At 64.6% G+C, this 17,060-nt stretch carries 14 protein-coding genes; 8 read left to right on the top strand and 6 right to left on the bottom strand.

The genetic code is table 11. The features are described 5' to 3' along the window. Positions 1-18 precede the first annotated feature (18 nt). The 3 genes from BM341_RS15405 (at position 19) to BM341_RS15395 (ending at position 2,526) form a co-directional block, all read left to right on the top strand. Complete coding sequence (locus BM341_RS15405) at positions 19-324, top strand: cory-CC-star protein (RefSeq protein ID WP_089796948.1); 306 nt, start codon at positions 19-21, stop codon at positions 322-324. A gap of 73 nt (positions 325-397) precedes the next feature. Next, a complete protein-coding gene (locus tag BM341_RS15400; RefSeq protein ID WP_089796947.1) occupies positions 398-1,405 on the top strand; it encodes an ArsA family ATPase in 1,008 nt (335 codons plus the stop codon). After that, on the top strand, positions 1,405-2,526 hold the full coding sequence (locus tag BM341_RS15395) for a tRNA-queuosine alpha-mannosyltransferase domain-containing protein (protein WP_089796946.1): 1,122 nt from the start codon (positions 1,405-1,407) through the stop codon (positions 2,524-2,526). Before BM341_RS15400 ends, BM341_RS15395 begins: the two co-directional genes overlap by 1 nt. A 1-nt stretch (position 2,527) precedes the next feature. On the opposite strand, the gene nth is transcribed toward BM341_RS15395, so the two are convergent. The 6 genes from nth to BM341_RS15365 all read right to left on the bottom strand — a co-directional run bounded on the left by nth (position 2,528) and on the right by BM341_RS15365 (position 8,789). After that, complete coding sequence (gene nth / locus BM341_RS15390) at positions 2,528-3,169, bottom strand: endonuclease III (protein ID WP_089796945.1); 642 nt, start codon at positions 3,167-3,169, stop codon at positions 2,528-2,530. Further along, the gene (locus tag BM341_RS15385) at positions 3,166-3,975 is read right to left on the bottom strand and encodes an RnfABCDGE type electron transport complex subunit B (RefSeq protein ID WP_089796944.1); all 810 of its coding nucleotides are present in this window, start codon (positions 3,973-3,975) and stop codon (positions 3,166-3,168) included. Before BM341_RS15385 ends, nth begins: the two co-directional genes overlap by 4 nt. 21 nt (positions 3,976-3,996) lie before the next feature. After that, complete coding sequence (gene metG / locus BM341_RS15380) at positions 3,997-6,039, bottom strand: methionine--tRNA ligase (protein WP_089796943.1); 2,043 nt, start codon at positions 6,037-6,039, stop codon at positions 3,997-3,999. A 106-nt stretch (positions 6,040-6,145) separates the two neighbouring features. Next, a complete protein-coding gene (locus BM341_RS15375; RefSeq protein ID WP_089796942.1) occupies positions 6,146-6,427 on the bottom strand; it encodes a hypothetical protein in 282 nt (93 codons plus the stop codon). Between the two features lie 161 nt (positions 6,428-6,588). Beyond that, the gene (locus tag BM341_RS15370; protein ID WP_089796941.1) at positions 6,589-7,770 is read right to left on the bottom strand and encodes a 1-acyl-sn-glycerol-3-phosphate acyltransferase; all 1,182 of its coding nucleotides are present in this window, start codon (positions 7,768-7,770) and stop codon (positions 6,589-6,591) included. 86 nt (positions 7,771-7,856) lie between these two features. Then, positions 7,857-8,789 (bottom strand): recombination-associated protein RdgC, encoded by a 933-nt coding sequence (locus BM341_RS15365; protein WP_089796940.1) that lies wholly within the window; start codon positions 8,787-8,789, stop codon positions 7,857-7,859. Positions 8,790-8,974: 185 nt separating this feature from the next. Here BM341_RS15365 and gyrA point away from each other — a divergent pair, with 185 nt between their 5' ends. Genes gyrA through cmk form a run of 5 tightly spaced genes read left to right on the top strand, consistent with a single transcriptional unit; the run spans position 8,975 to position 16,909 of the window. After that, positions 8,975-11,707 (top strand): DNA gyrase subunit A, encoded by a 2,733-nt coding sequence (gene gyrA, locus BM341_RS15360; RefSeq protein WP_245784300.1) that lies wholly within the window; start codon positions 8,975-8,977, stop codon positions 11,705-11,707. 17 nt (positions 11,708-11,724) lie between these two features. Continuing rightward, entirely contained in the window at positions 11,725-12,828 is a 1,104-nt protein-coding gene (gene serC / locus BM341_RS15355) for a 3-phosphoserine/phosphohydroxythreonine transaminase (RefSeq protein ID WP_089796939.1), read from the top strand. 3 nt (positions 12,829-12,831) lie between these two features. After that, positions 12,832-13,923 (top strand): prephenate dehydratase, encoded by a 1,092-nt coding sequence (gene pheA, locus BM341_RS15350; protein WP_089796938.1) that lies wholly within the window; start codon positions 12,832-12,834, stop codon positions 13,921-13,923. A 2-nt stretch (positions 13,924-13,925) separates the two neighbouring features. Next, positions 13,926-16,208, top strand: coding sequence for a bifunctional prephenate dehydrogenase/3-phosphoshikimate 1-carboxyvinyltransferase (locus tag BM341_RS15345; RefSeq protein WP_245784299.1), 2,283 nt, complete (start codon positions 13,926-13,928; stop codon positions 16,206-16,208). Then, the gene (cmk, locus tag BM341_RS15340; protein ID WP_089796937.1) at positions 16,205-16,909 is read left to right on the top strand and encodes a (d)CMP kinase; all 705 of its coding nucleotides are present in this window, start codon (positions 16,205-16,207) and stop codon (positions 16,907-16,909) included. The genes BM341_RS15345 and cmk overlap by 4 nt, the downstream gene beginning before the upstream one ends. Positions 16,910-17,060: the final 151 nt, after the last annotated feature.

Below are 17,060 nucleotides of genomic sequence, written 5' to 3'. Positions count from 1 at the left end.
TGATGCAAGGAGAGTGAGATGCATGACGACAATCATGATCGGGCGCATGACTCTCGTCGCGAGCGGCTGCGGGCCTGGCTCAGCCAGGCTCGCTTTTTTGCCGAGGAGGTCTACTCCGCCCGCTACCGTGGCACCATTGCCCGCTCACGGCGAGACGAGGACGACCTCTTCATGTTGCTGGTGTTCTCGGAAATGATGGGTGTGCCCAATCCGGCGGCTTACTACACCCTGGAGCTGCAACCCCTTTTGCTGGAGCGATTCCATGACTGGCACAGGCGCATGGGGATGGAGCACTCGCCGCTAGATCATTTCAGATGTTGCTAGCGCCTGGATGTTGCTAGCGCCTGTAGGTGAGACGCAAGCTGTTGATCACCATTCACGGGCCAAGAAGCTCAGCATGAAAGAACTACTGGAAAAACGCCTGCTCTGGGTAGGCGGCAAGGGCGGGGTGGGCAAGACCACCGTTGCCGCAGCGTTGGCCGTGCTGGCCGCCCGGCGTGGCAAGCGCGTGCTGGTGGTTTCCACCGACCCCGCCCACAGCCTGGGCGATGTATTCGATCGCGAGCTTGGCGACACGCCGCGTCGCCTGCTGCCCAACCTGGACGCCATGGAGATCGACCCTGATGTGGAGGTCGAGGCCCATCTGGCGCGGGTCACTGCCCAGATGCGCCGTTTTGCCGCCCCGCAGATGATGGCTGAGCTGGAGCGTCAGATGCGCCTGACCCGACAGTCGCCGGGAACACAGGAAGCCGCTCTGCTGGAGCGGCTATCGCGATTGATCATCGACGACGATGTCGACCACGACCTGGTCATTTTCGATACGGCGCCCACCGGGCATACCTTGCGTCTGCTGACCCTGCCCGAAACCATGGCGGCCTGGACCGACGGCTTGCTGGCTCACAATCGCAAGTCCAAGGAGCTCGGCAAGGTGCTCGCGCACCTGACGCCCAAGCGTGGGCGAGACGTCGCCACTCCCTTTGACGACCCTCAAGAGGATCCGTTGGCCGACCTCGACGAGCGCACCCAGGATGTGGCGCGGACCCTGATCGAACGGCGCCGCCTCTTCCACCGGGCACGGCGGCGGATCGAAAACGCCAAGGAAACGAGCTTCCTGTTCGTCATGACCCCGGAACGGCTTCCGATCCTCGAGACCACCCGTGCGGTGGCGGCGCTCGAGGCCGCCAACATTCCCGTGGCGGGCACCCTGGTCAACCGGGTGATTCCCGAGGAGGCCGACGGTGACTTCCTGCGCGCCCGGCGCGAGCAGGAAGCCGGCTATCTGGCGCGTATCGATGATGAACTGGGTCACCTGTCGCGGCCGCGTCTGCCTTGGCTGCCCTCCGATGTTCAGGGCCTCGCGACCCTGGAAAGACTCGCCGACCTGCTCGAAGCGCGGGGCTTTTGATGCGAGTGCTGCTGCTCTCGGCCTATACCGCGGTCAGCCATCGCCACTGGGTGCGTGGGCTGACCGAACGCCTGCATGAGGCTGAGTGGACGCTGCTTGAACTTCCGCCACGCCATTTCCGCTGGCGCATTCGCGGCAATCCGCTGACCTGGATGCTCAAGGAAGATGCGACCCTGGCGCAGGAATATGACGTGGTGCTCGCCACCTCGATGGTCGATCTGGCCACCCTGATCGGCCTGTATCCGCACCTGGCGCACGCCAGAAAGATCGTTTATTTCCATGAGAACCAGTTCGCCTATCCCGCTGCCAAGGAGCAGAAGCCCGGGGGCGAGGCGCTGATGGTCAATCTTTATGCAGCACTGGCTGCCGATGTCGTGGTGTTCAATAGTGCCTACAACCGCGACAGCTTCATCGATGGGGCGCGGGCCTTTCTCAAGCGACTGCCGGAAAACCTGCCCGCCGCCAAACCCCTCGAACGATTGCGCGAGCGTGCCCGGGTGTTGCCGGTGCCGCTCGATCCTGTCTCCGACACCCTTTCCGACACTTCTTCCGAAACGACTCTCGATCCTGGCGCTGCGCCGTTGGCATCGTCTGGCTCACGCGGGAACCCTAACGGAGGAGGGCGCATCGTCTGGAATCATCGCTGGGAGTACGACAAGAACCCCGAGGACTTCTTTGCCGCGCTCGTTGCGCTCAGCGAACGCGGCATCGGTTTCGAGCTGGCGGTGATGGGGCAGCGCTTTCGCGACCAGCCGGCTATCTTCGCTCAGGCCCGCGAGCGGCTCTCGAGGCATGTCGTGGCCTGGGGGCCGCAGCCCGCCGAGGCCTATCGGGCGCTGCTGGACGAGGCCGACATCGTGGTGTCGACCACCTGGCATGAGTTCCAGGGGCTCTCGATCATGGAGGCCGCGCAGCGGGGCGCCTTGCCGTTGGTACCGAATCGGCTGTGTTTTCCCGAACTTTACCCCTTGGCCTATCGCTATGACGGGAGCCGCGAGGGACTGATCGATCGGCTTGAGGACTGGCTGATCCGCCCCGAGAGCCGCCCGCCGCGTCTGGATATGTCGGCCTGGACCTGGCCGGCCCTGGCGTCACATTACCGGCGGCTTCTTATGCCGTAATTTATGCCGTGATCTCGACCTTGTGCGGATATTCGCAGAGATCCTCGATCACGCAACTGCCACAGCGAGGCTTGCGCGCCACGCAGGTGTAGCGCCCGTGCAGGATCAGCCAGTGGTGGGCATCCTGGCGGAATTCCCTGGGGACATGGCGCAGGAGCTTCTGCTCCACTTCGACCACATCCTTGCCCTTGGCCAGCCCGGTGCGATTGGCGACCCGGAAGATATGGGTGTCCACCGCGATGGTGGGTTCGCCGAAGGCCGTGTTGAGGATGACGTTGGCGGTCTTGCGCCCGACGCCGGGCAAGGCCTCGAGGGCCGCGCGCGTGCGAGGCACTTCACCGCCATGAGTCTCCTCGAGGATGCGACAGGTCTTCATCAGGTTCTCGGCCTTGGTGTTGTAAAGGCCGATGGTCTTGATGTGCGCCTTGAGCCCGTCGAGTCCCAGTTCGAGAATCGCCGCCGGGGTGTTGGCCACGGGGAAGAGCCGGGCCGTGGCCTTGTTCACGCCCACGTCGGTCGCCTGGGCGGATAACAGTACGGCGGCGAGCAGCTCGAAGGGGGTCGCCCAGTGAAGCTCGGTGGTGGGCTCGGGCGTGTGCTCGCGCAGGCGGGCGAAGATCGCTTGGCGTTTCTGGGCGTTCATGGACTGTCGCTTGGTGACCTGGTTGGTGACGATGAAAGGGCATCGAGCGCGGCACGCGCGTTATCGAGCATGTCACTTGCCTGTGTTAGCTGCCGGCGAGCGGCGGCCATCGCGTCTTCGTCATGCTGACGTTCGGCATGGGCCAGTTGCCGCCGGGCTCTCTTCTGCGCGTCTTCTGCGGCCTTGATGGCCATCCGGCGCTGACGCTGCTCGAACGGGTTGCCCGAGGCGCTGCGGTTGGCCCGCGAGCCTTGACGTATCAAGCGGCGTTGGCGCTCTAGGCGCTTCTCCCTTGCCTGCCGGGCCAGACGTCGGTTGCGAGCCTCGAAGCGCCGACGTCCGAGAGCCGCGCGTCTGGCGAGATAGGCTTGCCGCTCGGCCTTGCTTTGGGCGTCTTCCCAGCCGGGATGCGGCAGGATATCGATGCAGTCGACCGGGCAGGGCGCCACGCAGAGCTCGCAGCCGGTGCACTCGGCCTCGATGACCGTATGCATGCGCTTGGCGGCACCGAGTATGGCATCGACCGGGCAGGCCTGGATGCACTTGGTACAGCCGATACACTCGGCCTCGCGGATACGCGCCAGCAACGGCGATTGCGCCGGCTGCGCGAGCGGGACGACGTCTCGCCCGGTCACGGCGGCCAGGCGCGCCACGGTGGCCTCGCCACCGGGCGGGCATTCGTTGATCGGTCCGCCGGCGGCGATCGCCTCGGCGTAGGGGCGACAGCCCGGATGGCCGCACTGACCGCACTGGGTCTGCGGCAGTTCGGCATCGATGGCATCGATCAAGGATAGGTGGCGACTCACGGCTGCCTCTCGGCTACAGGATCACGTCACCCGCTGACCGGGTTCGGCGCCGGTGTGGGGCTCGAGCAGGTAGATGCCCGCCTCGTTGCCCGCGGCAAGTACCATGCCCTCCGAGACACCGAAACGCATCTTGCGTGGCGCCAGGTTGGCCACCATGACCGTCAAGTGGCCTTCGAGCGCCTCGGGGGCGTAGGCCGAGCGAATCCCCGCGAAGACCGTGCGATTCTCGCCGCCCAGGTCCAGCGTCAGCTTGAGCAGCTTGTCCGCTCCCTCGACATACTCGGCCTTGGCGATACGCACGATGCGCAGATCCACCTTGGCAAAATCGTCGAAGGTGATCTCGTCGGCGATGGGGTCGTCGGCGAGAGGGCCTTTCGGGGTTTCCTTGAGTTTCTGTTCTTCCACCAGATCCTCCTTCGACGCCTCGATCATGGCGTCGATCCTGTCGCGTTCGATGCGGGTCATCAACGGCTTGAACTTGGCAATCTCATGGCCGACCAGCAGGTCGTGGCGGCTGTGCCAGTCCAGCGAGCCGAGCTGAAGAAAATGCCGCGCCCCCTCTGCCATGGCAGGGACCACCGGGGCCAGGTAGACCATCAGCTGACGGAACAGGTTGATGCCCACCGAGCAGATGTCCAGGACCTCTTCGTCGCGACCGTCCTGCTTGGCGAGCACCCAGGGTTCTTTTTCGGCGATGTAGGTGTTGGCCTCGTCGGCCAGTTCCATCACCTTGCGCATGGCACGGCCGAACTCGCGGGCCTCGAAGTCCTCGGCGATCGTGTCGCCGGCGGCGATGAAGCGAGCGACCATTTCGGGTTCGGCGCAATGGCGGGAGAGCTGCCCGTCGCCCAGTTTCTTGACGAATCCGGCGCAGCGACTGGCGATGTTGACGACCTTGCCGACCAGGTCCGAGTTCACGCGTGCGGCGAAGTCTTCGAGGTTGAGGTCGAGATCGTCGACGCCCGAGGAGAGCTTGGCGGCAAAATAGTAGCGCAGGTACTCGGGGTTGAGATATTCGGCGTAGGTGGCGGCCTTGATGAAGGTGCCGCGCGACTTCGACATCTTGGCGCCGTTCACGGTGACGAAGCCGTGGCAATTGACCGCCGTGGGCGTGCGCAGGTCGGCCCCGTGCAGCATGGCCGGCCAGAACAGGGCGTGGAAGTAGACGATGTCCTTGCCGATGAAATGGTAGATCTCGGCGTCGGAGTCCTGCTGCCAGAAGCTGTCGAAGTCGATGCCTTCGCGGTCGCAGAGATTCTTGAAACTGGCGAGATAACCGATCGGCGCATCCAGCCAGACATAGAAAAACTTGCCGGGCGCATCGGGTATCTCGAAACCGAAGTAGGGTGCATCCCGCGAGATGTCCCACTCGTTGAAGCCGGACTCGAACCACTCCATGAGCTTGTTGCGAATCTGCGGCTGGACATGATCGTCATGGATCCAGCGCTTCAGGAAGTCGGCGAAGTCGGGCAGCTTGAAGAAGAAGTGTGTCGAACTTCTCACCTCGGGAGTGGCACCCGAGATCGCCGAAACGGGGTCGATCAGCTCCGCGGGGGTGTAGGTGGCGCCACAGGCTTCGCAGTTGTCGCCGTACTGGCCCTCGGCCTTGCACGTCGGGCAGGTACCCTTGATGAAGCGGTCGGCGAGAAACAGCCCCTTGACCGGATCGTACATCTGCTCGATGTCGCGGGTGGCGATATGGCCCTTGTCACGCAGACGCGTGTAGATCAGCTCGCTTAATTCGCGGTTCTCGCGGGAGTGGGTCGAATGGTAGTTGTCGAAGGCCACGCCGAACGTCGCGAAGTCATTCTGGTGTTCCCACGACACGCGCTCGATCAGGGCTTCGGAGCTGAGGCCTTCCTGCTCGGCGCGCAGCATGATGGCGGTGCCATGGGCATCGTCGGCACAGACGTAATAACACTCCTGGCCACGGCTCTTCTGGAAGCGGACCCAGATATCGGTCTGGATGTACTCCAGCAGATGGCCCAGGTGAATCGAGCCATTGGCGTAGGGCAGGGCGCTGGTGACCAGGATCTTGCGCGGGTGGCGTGTGGTATTCGACATGTCGGCGATGGAATTCCCAAGAAAATCAGACCAACAATTGTAGCTATCTTCGGCCTCGCCTGCATCCGCTGCCCGCGCGGGTCCTGGTGGGCGTCTGCCAGTTCTGTCAGTAGAGCGCCTGCTCCTCGTCGATCACCTCCTTGAGCACCTGGAGGAAAAGCTTGTCGGCCTCGGAATGCTCTGCCGGGTCTTCGGGGATGTGCACGCTGGTGGTGTCGGAGATCTCGTTGGCGATCCTCGCCATGGCGCCTTCTCGGCTGCCTTCCGATAAATGACGACGGGCGATGTCGAGCGACTGTTCGAGGATCTTCGGGTCCTGCAGCAACTTCCTGATGAAACCCTGCAACTCGTGAATGATCCGCGTTTTCTGGATTTCCGATGAGGACATGGCGGTCTCCTTGGCGTCGCGATGGTGTGTTTCGTCGTGAATAGACGATAGCACTTTTGCACGACGGACTGCTTTGCGAGACAGAAGGCGTGCTGGTGATGAATTCACGGCCCGGCGCTTCGAGCCAGCGTTGGCGTCGCAAGGGCTGGCCGCCCCCGGGGCTAGCTGGGTAACCGTCCCGCCTTGCTGCGCACCGGATTGGCATATTGGGCCAGCCACCAATCGCGAAGCTCGGTGGGTACTTCTTGAAGGCGCGCGCGAAAACGCGAGCGATCGGCAGCGGACACCTCGGAAAGATCGAGCAGCTCGGGGGCATCGCCCAGCGCCTCGAGCGCCAGGTAATGGCTGGGGAAAAGGTGATAGCCGCTCAATACCTGGCGGTCGATCTCCGCGGCAACCTCGTTGGTGCTGCTGAATTCGGCGCCAAGCGGCGTCCCGAAACGCAGCTTGACCCGCCCCTTGGCGCCGGTGATGCCGGTGACGATCGACTGGATGTCCTCGAACTGGCTCTTGGCATAGTTGCCGCTGGTGTGGAGGGCATGCAGCTCGCGGGCCTTCTGGATGTCGCAAGGGTCGTATTCGTAGCTGATCGACACCGGCACCAGACGCAGTTCATGGATCGCCTCGCCGATCGATACGTCGCGCTCCCGGCTGCGGCGCGCCATGGTCATCATCTTGAGAATGGCCGGGTCGGTACGGTCGATGCCATCCTTGGCACGGCCCTCGCGCTGGGCCATCCAGATCGAGTGATTGTCCTCGAGAATCGAGTGACGGATATAGCCGGAGAGCTGCTGGTAGGCGGCCAGCATGGCGCGCTTGCCCCGCGCGCTGCGCGGGACAATGAAGCTCTTGTTGAGCCGCATCAGATCGGTGACGTAGGGCTTCTTGAGCAGGTTGTCGCCGATGGCGATGCGCACCGTGTCGCGTCCGGCCTGGTAGAGCGCGAAGTTCACGAAGGCCGGGTCGAGCGAGATGTCGCGGTGATTGCCGATAAACAGGTAAGCGGTATCGGGGTCGAGTGCGTCGAGCCCCTCGACGCGGAACTCATCGGTGCTGGTGCGAATCATGCGTTGCATGTAATTGGCCAGGCGCATCTGAAAGTCATGCACGCTGGTGACGTCGCGGACTTCACGACGAATGGCGATACTGGCCAGCGTACGCGACAGGCCCGGCAGGTAGCGCGAGAGACGCGGCAGGCGAAAACGCGTCAGCGCCGTCAGAAGCTCAGTGTCATGCGAAAGCCGCGAAAGCACCTCGGCGACCTCATCGTCCTGGTAGGGACGAATGCCGGCCCACGGATCCACATCCTGCATCGCGGTATTGTCGTTATCGGTTTCGGTCATACCACTATTATCTTGTATATCGTCTTGAGTATCGTCTTGGGTATCGGTCAGCGCATGGGGGTCGTTTAGTTCGCTGCGGGAAGAGGTCATGCCGACAGGGCATCACGCTGCACACCCGCTTCGCCACCCAACCACTCGATGAGGCGCTCGATGCTCTCACCGAGCGCCTGCGCCATCAGCACGAAGTCGGTCTCCAGCCTGACCAGGGCGTCGTCGCCGTCATCGGAGGCATTGGCCTCGTCGATCAGCGCATCACCGAAGCGCAGCGACTTGATGGCGAGATCATCATGCATGACGAAGCTTAGCCGGCCCTCGATCTCCAGAGCCAGCTTGCTCGCCTGACGGCCGCTTGCCAGCAGCTGCTGGATCTCGTCGCTGTCCAGGTCCACCTGGCGGGCGCGCAGCACGCCATCATCGCCCTTGGCCTTGAGTTCCACCTGGTCGCCCAGTACCAGATCGGCGGGCCGCGAGGCCGGGTCGGTCAGCCAGGTGGTCATTGCGCGCATCGGCAGGGTCTGGCTGGACAAGGGGGTGACCTTGAGACTGCCCAGCGTTTCGCGCAGCAGATCCAGCACTTCCTCGGCGCGTTTGCGGGAGCTCGCGTTCACGCCGATCAGGTCGTGACGTGAATCCCACCACAAATCGACCTTCTGGCTGCGTATGAACGCCTGCGGCAGGAGTTCCTCGACGACCTGCTCCTTGATGGCGAGCTTTTCCTGGCGTCTTAGCTTGCGTCCTTCGCGGGTTTCCAGGTCGGCGGCGCGCTCCTCGACTTCCTCCTTGACCACCGCCGTTGGCAGCAGGCGTTCCTGGCGGAGTGCCGTCATCAACCGCTGGCCCTGCAGTTCGTGCAGTCGCTGGGTGCCGGCGCGGCCGGCCGGTACGCACCAGCCCAGGCGGCGCGGTTCGCTGCCGCCCAGCGGGCGTGCGGCCAGGGCGTCCAGCGCCTGTTCCAGGGTGTCGGCATCGAGCTGCGGGGCCTCGTGCAGGCGGTAAAGGTGCAAGTGCTTGAACCACATGGAGCATTTCTCGAGCGAAAAGGAGGCACATTATGGCCAAAGGAGCAGGCGGGTGCCAGTCGAGTCGGGTGTTTCCCGAGCTGCCTTTAGCGCCGCCAGATGGTATGATGTGCGGCTGTTGTGGCGCCTCCGGCGATGCCGGACGTTAGTGCCAACTCGTTGCAGTGCAAAGGATTCGACGACCCATGGGTGACATCGCCAGAGAGATTATGCCAGTCAACATCGAGGACGAACTCAAGCAGTCGTACCTCGATTACGCGATGAGTGTGATCATCGGCCGTGCGCTGCCGGATGTGCGCGACGGACTCAAGCCGGTGCATCGGCGCGTGCTGTTTGCCATGCACGAACTGAGCAACGACTGGAACAAACCGTACAAGAAGTCGGCCCGCGTGGTGGGCGATGTGATCGGTAAGTATCACCCCCATGGTGATAGCGCCGTCTATGACACCATCGTGCGCATGGCCCAGGATTTCTCCATGCGCCACGTGCTGGTCGACGGCCAGGGCAACTTCGGTTCCATCGACGGCGACAACGCCGCCGCCATGCGTTACACCGAGATTCGCATGTCGCGGCTGGCCCACGAGCTGCTCGCCGACCTCGAAAAGGACACCGTCGACTGGGTCGACAACTACGACGGCACCGAGCGGATTCCCGACGTGCTGCCGACCAAGGTGCCCAACCTGCTGATCAACGGCTCCTCGGGCATCGCCGTGGGCATGGCGACCAATATTCCGCCGCACAACATGGGCGAGATCATCAATGGCTGCCTGGCGCTGATCGACGACTACACCCTGACCGTCGACGACCTGATGGAGTACATCACCGGGCCGGACTTTCCCACCGGGGCGATCATCAACGGCCGCGCCGGCATCCTCGAGGCCTATCGCACCGGGCGTGGCCGCATTTATATCCGCTCGCGCCACACCATCGAGCATGATGACAAGACCGGTCGTGACCACATCATCATCTCCGAGCTGCCGTATCAGGTGAACAAGGCGCGCTTGATCGAGAAGATCGCCGAGCTGGTCAAGGAGAAGAAGATCGAGGGCATCGCCGAGCTGCGCGATGAATCCGACAAGGACGGCCTGCGCGTGGTGATCGAGGTCAAGCGCGGCGAAAGCGGCGACGTGGTGGTCAACAACCTCTTCGCCCAGACCCAGCTGCAGAACGTCTTCGGCATCAACATGGTGGCCCTGGCCGATGGCCAGCCGCGCACCATGAACATCAAGGAGATCCTCGAGGCCTTCATTCGCCACCGCCGCGAAGTCGTCACCCGCCGGACGCTCTTCGAGCTCAGGAAGGCGCGCGAGCGCGGCCACCTGCTCGAAGGTCTGGCCGTCGCGATCTCCAACATCGACGAGGTGATCGAGCTGATCAAGGCCTCGCCCTCGGCCGCCGAAGCCAAGGAAAAACTGCTGGCCAGAAGCTGGCAACCGGGCCAGGTCACCCAGATGCTCGAGCGCGCCGGCGCCACCTCCTGCAAGCCCGAGGATCTCGAGGAGGGCTTCGGCCTCGACACGGCCGGCCGCGAATACCGCCTCTCGCCGGCCCAGGCCCAGGCCATCCTCGAGCTGCGCCTGCACCGCCTGACCGGTCTCGAAACCGAGAAGCTGCTCAACGAATACCTGTCGATTCTGGAAAAGATCGCCGAGCTGAGCGAGATTCTGGCCTCCCCTGACCGCCTGCTGGAGGTGATCCGCGAGGAGCTCGAAGCGGTGCGCGACCAGTTCGCCAACCCGCGCAAGACCGAGATCCAGGCCAGCCACCTCGACCTCTCGATGGAAGACCTGATCGCCGAGGAAGACATGGTGGTCACGGTGTCGCGCTCCGGTTATGCCAAGACCCAGCCGCTCTCCGATTATCAGGCCCAGCGGCGTGGTGGACGCGGCAAGTCGGCGACGGCAATGAAGGACGAGGACGTCATCGAACACCTGCTGGTGGCCTCGACGCACGACACCATTCTGCTGTTCTCCAACCGCGGCAAGGTCTACTGGCTCAAGGTCTATGAAATGCCCAACGCCAGCCGCGGCTCGCGCGGCAAGCCGCTGGTCAACATGCTGCCGCTGGATGAAGGCGAGGACATCAATGCAATCCTGCCGGTGCGTGATTACGACCCGGAGTGCTACATCTTCTTCGCCACCGCCAGCGGCACCGTCAAGCGCACCAGCCTCGAGCAGTTCTCGCGGCCGCGCAGCGTGGGCCTGATCGCCATCGACCTCGACGAGGGCGACCGCCTGGTGGGCGCGGCGATCACCTCCGGCAGCGATCACGTCATGCTGCTGTCGTCCAACGGCAAGGCGATCCGCTTCGAGGAAGGCAATGTCCGCGCCATGGGCCGCACCGCGCGCGGCGTGCGCGGCATGCGCCTGTTGGGCAAGGCCGAGGTGATCAGCCTGATCATCCCGCAGAGCCAGCAGATCGATGCCGAGGCCGACGTCGATACCCGCAGCGAAGCGGGCGAAGGTCTGACGACGGCGGGAGAAAACGGCAACGGTGGCCAGATCTATATCCTTACCGCCAGCGAGAACGGCTACGGCAAGCGCACGCGTCTCGAGGAATTCCCGCTGCGTGGTCGCGGTGGCCAGGGCGTGATCGCCATGCAGACCAGCGAGCGCAACGGCGCATTGGTCGCCGCCATGCAGGTCTACTCCAACGACGAGATGATGCTGATCACCGACCGTGGCACGCTGGTGCGCACCCGCGTCGAGGAGGTCTCGATCACCTCGCGCAACACCCAGGGGGTGATGCTGATTCGTCTAGGCAAGGAAGAGAAACTGGTCAAGACCGTGCGGATCGATGAGCTGGAGGATGTCGCCGAGCTGGAGGAGTCCGTTGAGATGGAGGCCGGCGATGTGATCGGTGACGCGGACGCGCCAGAAAGCGCCGACGGCCACGACGACGATAACGACGCCTCCTGAATCGGAATGCCACGCTGATGACACGCCATTACAACTTCTGCGCCGGCCCAGCGGCGCTGCCCGCCGCGGTGCTGGAACGTGCACGCGACGAGATGCTCGATTATCGCGGCCACGGCCTGTCGGTCATGGAGATGAGCCACCGGGCGCCCGAGTATGTCGCCATCGCCCGGCAGGCCGAGGCGGACCTGCGCGAGCTGCTGGCCATTCCCGACCACTACCGGGTGCTGTTCACCCAGGGCGGCGCCACCCTGCAGTTTGCCGCGGTGCCCTACAACCTGCTGGGCCGCGGCGGTCGCGCCAACTTCCTGCATACCGGCATCTGGGGCAGCAAGGCCGTTGCCGAGGCGCGCCATCTGTTCGGCGACGCCCCGGTCGTCGCGAGCAGCGAGGCCAACGGCCATAGCGCCGTGCCGCGACCGGACGACATCGTGCTGACAGAAGACGCCGCCTACCTGCACTACACTGCCAACGAGACCATCGGCGGGCTCGAATTCGACTTTGTACCCGAGGCGGTTCGGCCCGATGGCGGCGAAGTGCCGCTGGTCTGCGACATGTCCTCGAGCATTCTGTCGGGGCCGTTGGACGTGTCGAAATTCGGGATCATCTACGCCGGCGCGCAGAAGAATATCGGCCCGGCGGGGCTGGTGGTGGTCATCGTACGCGAGGACCTGCTCGACCGTGCGCGCCCCGACATGCCGAGCCTGTTCGATTACCGGGCCCTGGCGGATGCCGGCTCGATGATTAACACGCCAGCTACCTACAGCTGGTACCTGGCCGGGCTGGTGTTCCAGTGGCTCAAGCACGACATCGGCGGCCTGGCGGCGATGAACGCCATCAACGACCGCAAGGCGGCCAAGCTCTATGCGGCCATCGACAGCAGCGAGCTCTACGCCAACCCCATCGCGCTGCGCAATCGCTCGCGCATGAACGTGCCGTTCGTGCTCGCCGATGAGCGACTTGACAAGCCGTTTCTGGCCGAAGCCGACGCGGCGGGGCTGCTCAACCTCAAGGGTCACCGCAGCGTCGGCGGCATGCGCGCCAGCCTCTACAATGCCGTGCCCGAGGCCGCCGTGGACGCCTTGATCGCCTTCATGGCCGATTTCGAACAACGCAGGGGATAACCCATGTCCGACACCCCCAGGGATCTCGAGGAATTGAGAAAGCGCATCGACGAGCTGGACCTCGACATCATGCGCCTGATCAGCGAGCGCGCCACCTGCGCCCAGCAGGTCGCCGAGATCAAGACCGAGCGTGACCCCGACGCGGCCTTCTACCGGCCCGAACGCGAGGCCCAGGTGCTGCGCCGAATCATGGCCCTCAACCAGGGACCGCTGGACAGCGAAGAAATGGCGCGGCTGTTTCGCGAGATCATGTCGGCCTGCCTGGCACTTGAGCAGCCGATCAAGGTCGCCTATCTGGGGCCCGAGGGCACCTTTACCCAGCAGGCAACGCTCAAGCACTTCGGCGAGAGCGCCGTGAGCCTGCCCATGGCGGCGATCGACGAGGTGTTTCGCGAGGTCGAGGCCGGCGCCGTCAACTATGGCGTAGTGCCGGTGGAAAACTCCACCGAGGGCGTGATCAACCACACGCTCGACTCCTTCATGGATTCGTCGCTGCGCATTTCCGGCGAGGTGGTGCTGCGTATCCATCATCACCTGCTGGTGGGTGAAACCACGCGTCGCGACAAGGTCTCGCGGATTTATTCGCATCCCCAGTCGTTTGCCCAGTGCCGCAAGTGGCTCGACGCGCATTTTCCCCACGCCGAGCGCGTGCCGGTCTCGTCCAACGCCGAGGCCGCGCGGCTGGTCAAGACCGAGTGGCACAGCGCCGCGATTGCCGGCGACATGGCCGCCAAGCTCTACGGCCTGACGCGGCTCGCCGAGAAGATCGAGGACCGGCCGGACAACTCCACACGCTTTCTGATCATCGGCAGTCACGAGGTGCCGATGTCCGGCGAGGACAAGACTTCCGTGGTGGTGGCGATGCGCAACCAGCCCGGCGCCCTGCACGACCTGCTCGAACCCTTCCACCGCCACCAGATCGACCTGACGCGTCTGGAAACCCGGCCGTCGCGCAGCGGCGTCTGGAATTACGTCTTCTTCATCGACTTCAAGGGCCACCGCGACGAGCCGCGGGTCACCGCCGTGCTCGACGAGGTCCGGCTGCGCGCCGCCGAGCTCAAGGTGCTGGGGTCCTATCCCATGGGCGTGCTCTAGGCATGGCGGTGATGGTGAACCGGCCGCTGAGCGAGACGCGCATCCTGATCGTCGGGCTGGGACTGATCGGCGGCTCGCTCGCCGCGGCCCTCAGAGCCGTCGGCTTCCGAGGTACCATCCTTTCTTGTGACCCCGACGCCACCGAGATCACCCGAGGCATCGAGATGGGGCTGATCGACGGCGGCGATACGCAGTTGGCGCCGCTGGTCGAGGGAGCGTCGATGATCGTGCTGGCGGTCCCGGTGCTGGCCATGCAGTCGGTCATGACCGAGCTGGCCGGCGTGCTGGATCGCGCCGCCAGCAACGTGGTGATCACCGACGTCGGCAGTACCAAGGCCGCCATTCGCGACTGTGCCGTTGCCGTGTTTGGCGGCCTGCCTGCCAACCTGGTGCTCGGTCATCCGATCGCCGGGTCCGAGAAGAGTGGCGTGGCGACGGCCAATCCGCGGCTCTATGCCCATCACAAGGTTATTCTCACGCCGGATGCCGATACCGACCCGGCGGCGCTGGCGCGGGTGCGCGCCCTCTGGGAAGCCTGCGACGCCGAGGTGCTGGAAATGGACGTGGCGCGCCACGACCAGGTGCTCGCGCGCACCAGCCACCTGCCGCACCTGCTGGCCTTCTCGCTGGTGGATACGCTGGCACGCCAGGACCAGCGCCTGGATATCTTTCGTTATGCCGCCGGCGGGTTTCGCGATTTCACGCGCATCGCCGGCAGCGACCCGGTGATGTGGCGCGACATCTTTATCGCCAATCGCGACGCCGTTCTCGCTTCGCTTGACGACTTCGAGGCCGGCGTGGCCAGGTTGCGACGTGCGATCGAGGCCGGAGACGGCGATGCCATGCTCGCGACTTTCGATCGTGCCAGCCACGCGCGACACTACTTCGACTCCCTGCTCAACCAGACCAGTTATCAGGCGGAATACCAGATGCAACAACACGGCAAACTGCGCTACCGGGTCGGTCCCGGCGGCGGCGTGACAGGGCGCATCCGCGTTCCCGGCGACAAGTCGATCTCCCATCGCTCGATCATGCTCGGCGCACTCGCCGAGGGCGTCACCGAGGTGAAAGGTTTTCTCGAGGGCGAGGATAGCCTCGCTACCCTGCAGGCCTTTCGCGAAATGGGCGTGGCCATCGAAGGGCCGCACCAGGGGCGGGTAACCGTCCATGGCGTCGGCATGCATGGCCTGAAGGCGCCCTCCGGGCCGCTTTATGTGGGCAACGCCGGCACCGCGATGCGCCTGTTCTCCGGGCTGCTGGCCGGGCAAGCCTTCGATACCGAGCTCACCGGCGACGCCTCGCTGACCAAGCGCCCGATGGGGCGGGTGGCCGATCCCCTGCGAGCGATGGGCGCCGAGATCGATACCGCCGAGGGCGGGCGTCCGCCGCTGAAGATCAAGGGCGGGCGCAAGCTCACCGGCCTCGACTACGACATGCCGATGGCCAGCGCCCAGGTGAAGTCCTGCCTGCTGCTTGCCGGCCTTTATGCCGAAGGCCAGACGCGGGTGCGCGAGCCGGCCCCGACCCGCGACCACACCGAGCGCATGCTCCAAGGCTTCGGCTATGAGGTGCACCGCGAGGGCGATACCTGCTGGCTCAAGGGTGGCGGCACGCTCACCGCCGGCCCGATCGACGTGCCCTCGGATATCTCCTCGGCCACCTTCTTTCTGGTCGCCGCCGCCATCACGCCGGGCTCGGATCTGCTGCTCGAGCATGTAGGCATCAACCCCACCCGCATCGGCGTGATCAATATCCTCAAGCTGATGGGTGCCGACCTGCGCCTGGAGAACGCGCACGAGGTCGGCGGTGAGCCCGTGGCCGATCTGCATATCCGCTACGCACCGCTCCACGGCATCGACATTCCCCTCGCTCAGGTGCCGCTGGCCATCGACGAGTTTCCGGCGCTGTTCATTGCCGCCGCCAATGCCGAAGGCATCACCCGTCTACGCGGCGCCGAGGAACTGCGCATCAAGGAGTCCGACCGGCTTCAGGCCATGGCCAACGGCCTGGCCACCCTCGGCGTCGAGCATGTGCTGCTAGAGGATGGCATCGATATCGTAGGGGGAGGCCGTCTCGAAGGTCACAACTACAGCGGCGGGCGTATCGACAGCCTGGGCGATCATCGTATCGCCATGTCGTTTGCCATTGCCGGGCTGCGCGCCGCCGAGGAAATCGTCATCGACGACTGCGCCAATGTGGCGACGTCCTTTCCGGGCTTCACCGAGCTTGCCCGTCAGGTCGGCCTTAATCTGGAAGAAGAGGCGGGCAGCGGGGAGGACGCATGAGCCAGTCAGCCACGCCGGCCGCTGCGCCGGTGCTCACCATCGACGGCCCTGGCGGAGCCGGCAAGGGCACCATCAGCCGCCTGGTCGCCGAGCGCCTGGGCTGGCACCTGCTGGACAGCGGCGCGCTCTACCGGCTGACGGCGCTGGCGGCGGCCCGGCACGCCACGCCACTCGATGACGAAGCGGGCCTTGCAGAGCGGGCGGCCAATCTCGATGTGGTATTCGTCGCCGAGAAACCGACCACCGCCGTGCTGCTGGAAGGGGATGATGTCTCCGCGGCGATTCGTACCGAGCAGGTGGGCGATGCCGCCTCACAAGTCGCCGCCTTGCCCGCGGTGCGCCAGGCGCTCCTGCAGCGCCAGCGCGACTTTCGACAACCGCCGGGGCTGGTCGCCGACGGCCGTGACATGGGTACCGTGGTGTTCACCGACGCGCCCCTCAAGATCTTCCTTACCGCCTCGGCCGAGGAGCGTGCCCACAGGCGCCACCTCCAGTTGCAGGAGGCGGGGGTCGATGCTAGTCTATCGAGTCTTTTAGAGGAGATTCAGGCGCGCGATGCACGCGACATGCAGCGCAGCGTGGCCCCGCTCAAGCCGGCACAAGATGCCATCACGCTTGACACCACGCGCCTGACGATACCGGAAGTGGTAGATCGGCTGACGGAGTTGCTGGCCCAACGAGGCCTGGTATCCGCCATTTGACACTCCCTTGCGGCGCCTTCGCAGGATGTAATGACGTGGTCCGGCACTTTACTGGGTTGAATATAAATCGCCGTGAGCCTGGCCAGGTCGAACCAGCGTTAACATCCCCGAAGGTTTGGTAAATAAGGCCCGCACTCGCTGGTGGTGCGGA

It is taken from the genome of Halomonas korlensis, assembly GCF_900116705.1.
Lineage (GTDB): Bacteria > Pseudomonadota > Gammaproteobacteria > Pseudomonadales > Halomonadaceae > Halomonas > Halomonas korlensis.
The sequence above is the reverse complement of the archived record's forward strand: the minus strand, read 5'-3'. Positions and strand labels throughout refer to the sequence as shown.

Excerpts from the sequence above, each read along its gene's own strand:
- serC (WP_089796939.1), top strand. The coding sequence starts at position 11,725 with ATGACACGCCATTACAACTTCTGCGCCGGCCCAGCGGCGCTGCCCGCC.
- BM341_RS15375 (WP_089796942.1), bottom strand. The coding sequence starts at position 6,427 with ATGTCCTCATCGGAAATCCAGAAAACGCGGATCATTCACGAGTTGCAG.
- BM341_RS15370 (WP_089796941.1), bottom strand. The coding sequence starts at position 7,770 with ATGACCGAAACCGATAACGACAATACCGCGATGCAGGATGTGGATCCG.
- metG (WP_089796943.1), bottom strand. The coding sequence starts at position 6,039 with ATGTCGAATACCACACGCCACCCGCGCAAGATCCTGGTCACCAGCGCC.
- pheA (WP_089796938.1), top strand. The coding sequence starts at position 12,832 with ATGTCCGACACCCCCAGGGATCTCGAGGAATTGAGAAAGCGCATCGAC.
- gyrA (WP_245784300.1), top strand. The coding sequence starts at position 8,975 with ATGGGTGACATCGCCAGAGAGATTATGCCAGTCAACATCGAGGACGAA.
- BM341_RS15405 (WP_089796948.1), top strand. The coding sequence starts at position 19 with ATGCATGACGACAATCATGATCGGGCGCATGACTCTCGTCGCGAGCGG.
- BM341_RS15365 (WP_089796940.1), bottom strand. The coding sequence starts at position 8,789 with ATGTGGTTCAAGCACTTGCACCTTTACCGCCTGCACGAGGCCCCGCAG.
- BM341_RS15395 (WP_089796946.1), top strand. The coding sequence starts at position 1,405 with ATGCGAGTGCTGCTGCTCTCGGCCTATACCGCGGTCAGCCATCGCCAC.
- cmk (WP_089796937.1), top strand. The coding sequence starts at position 16,205 with ATGAGCCAGTCAGCCACGCCGGCCGCTGCGCCGGTGCTCACCATCGAC.
- BM341_RS15345 (WP_245784299.1), top strand. The coding sequence starts at position 13,926 with ATGGCGGTGATGGTGAACCGGCCGCTGAGCGAGACGCGCATCCTGATC.
- BM341_RS15400 (WP_089796947.1), top strand. The coding sequence starts at position 398 with ATGAAAGAACTACTGGAAAAACGCCTGCTCTGGGTAGGCGGCAAGGGC.
- nth (WP_089796945.1), bottom strand. The coding sequence starts at position 3,169 with ATGAACGCCCAGAAACGCCAAGCGATCTTCGCCCGCCTGCGCGAGCAC.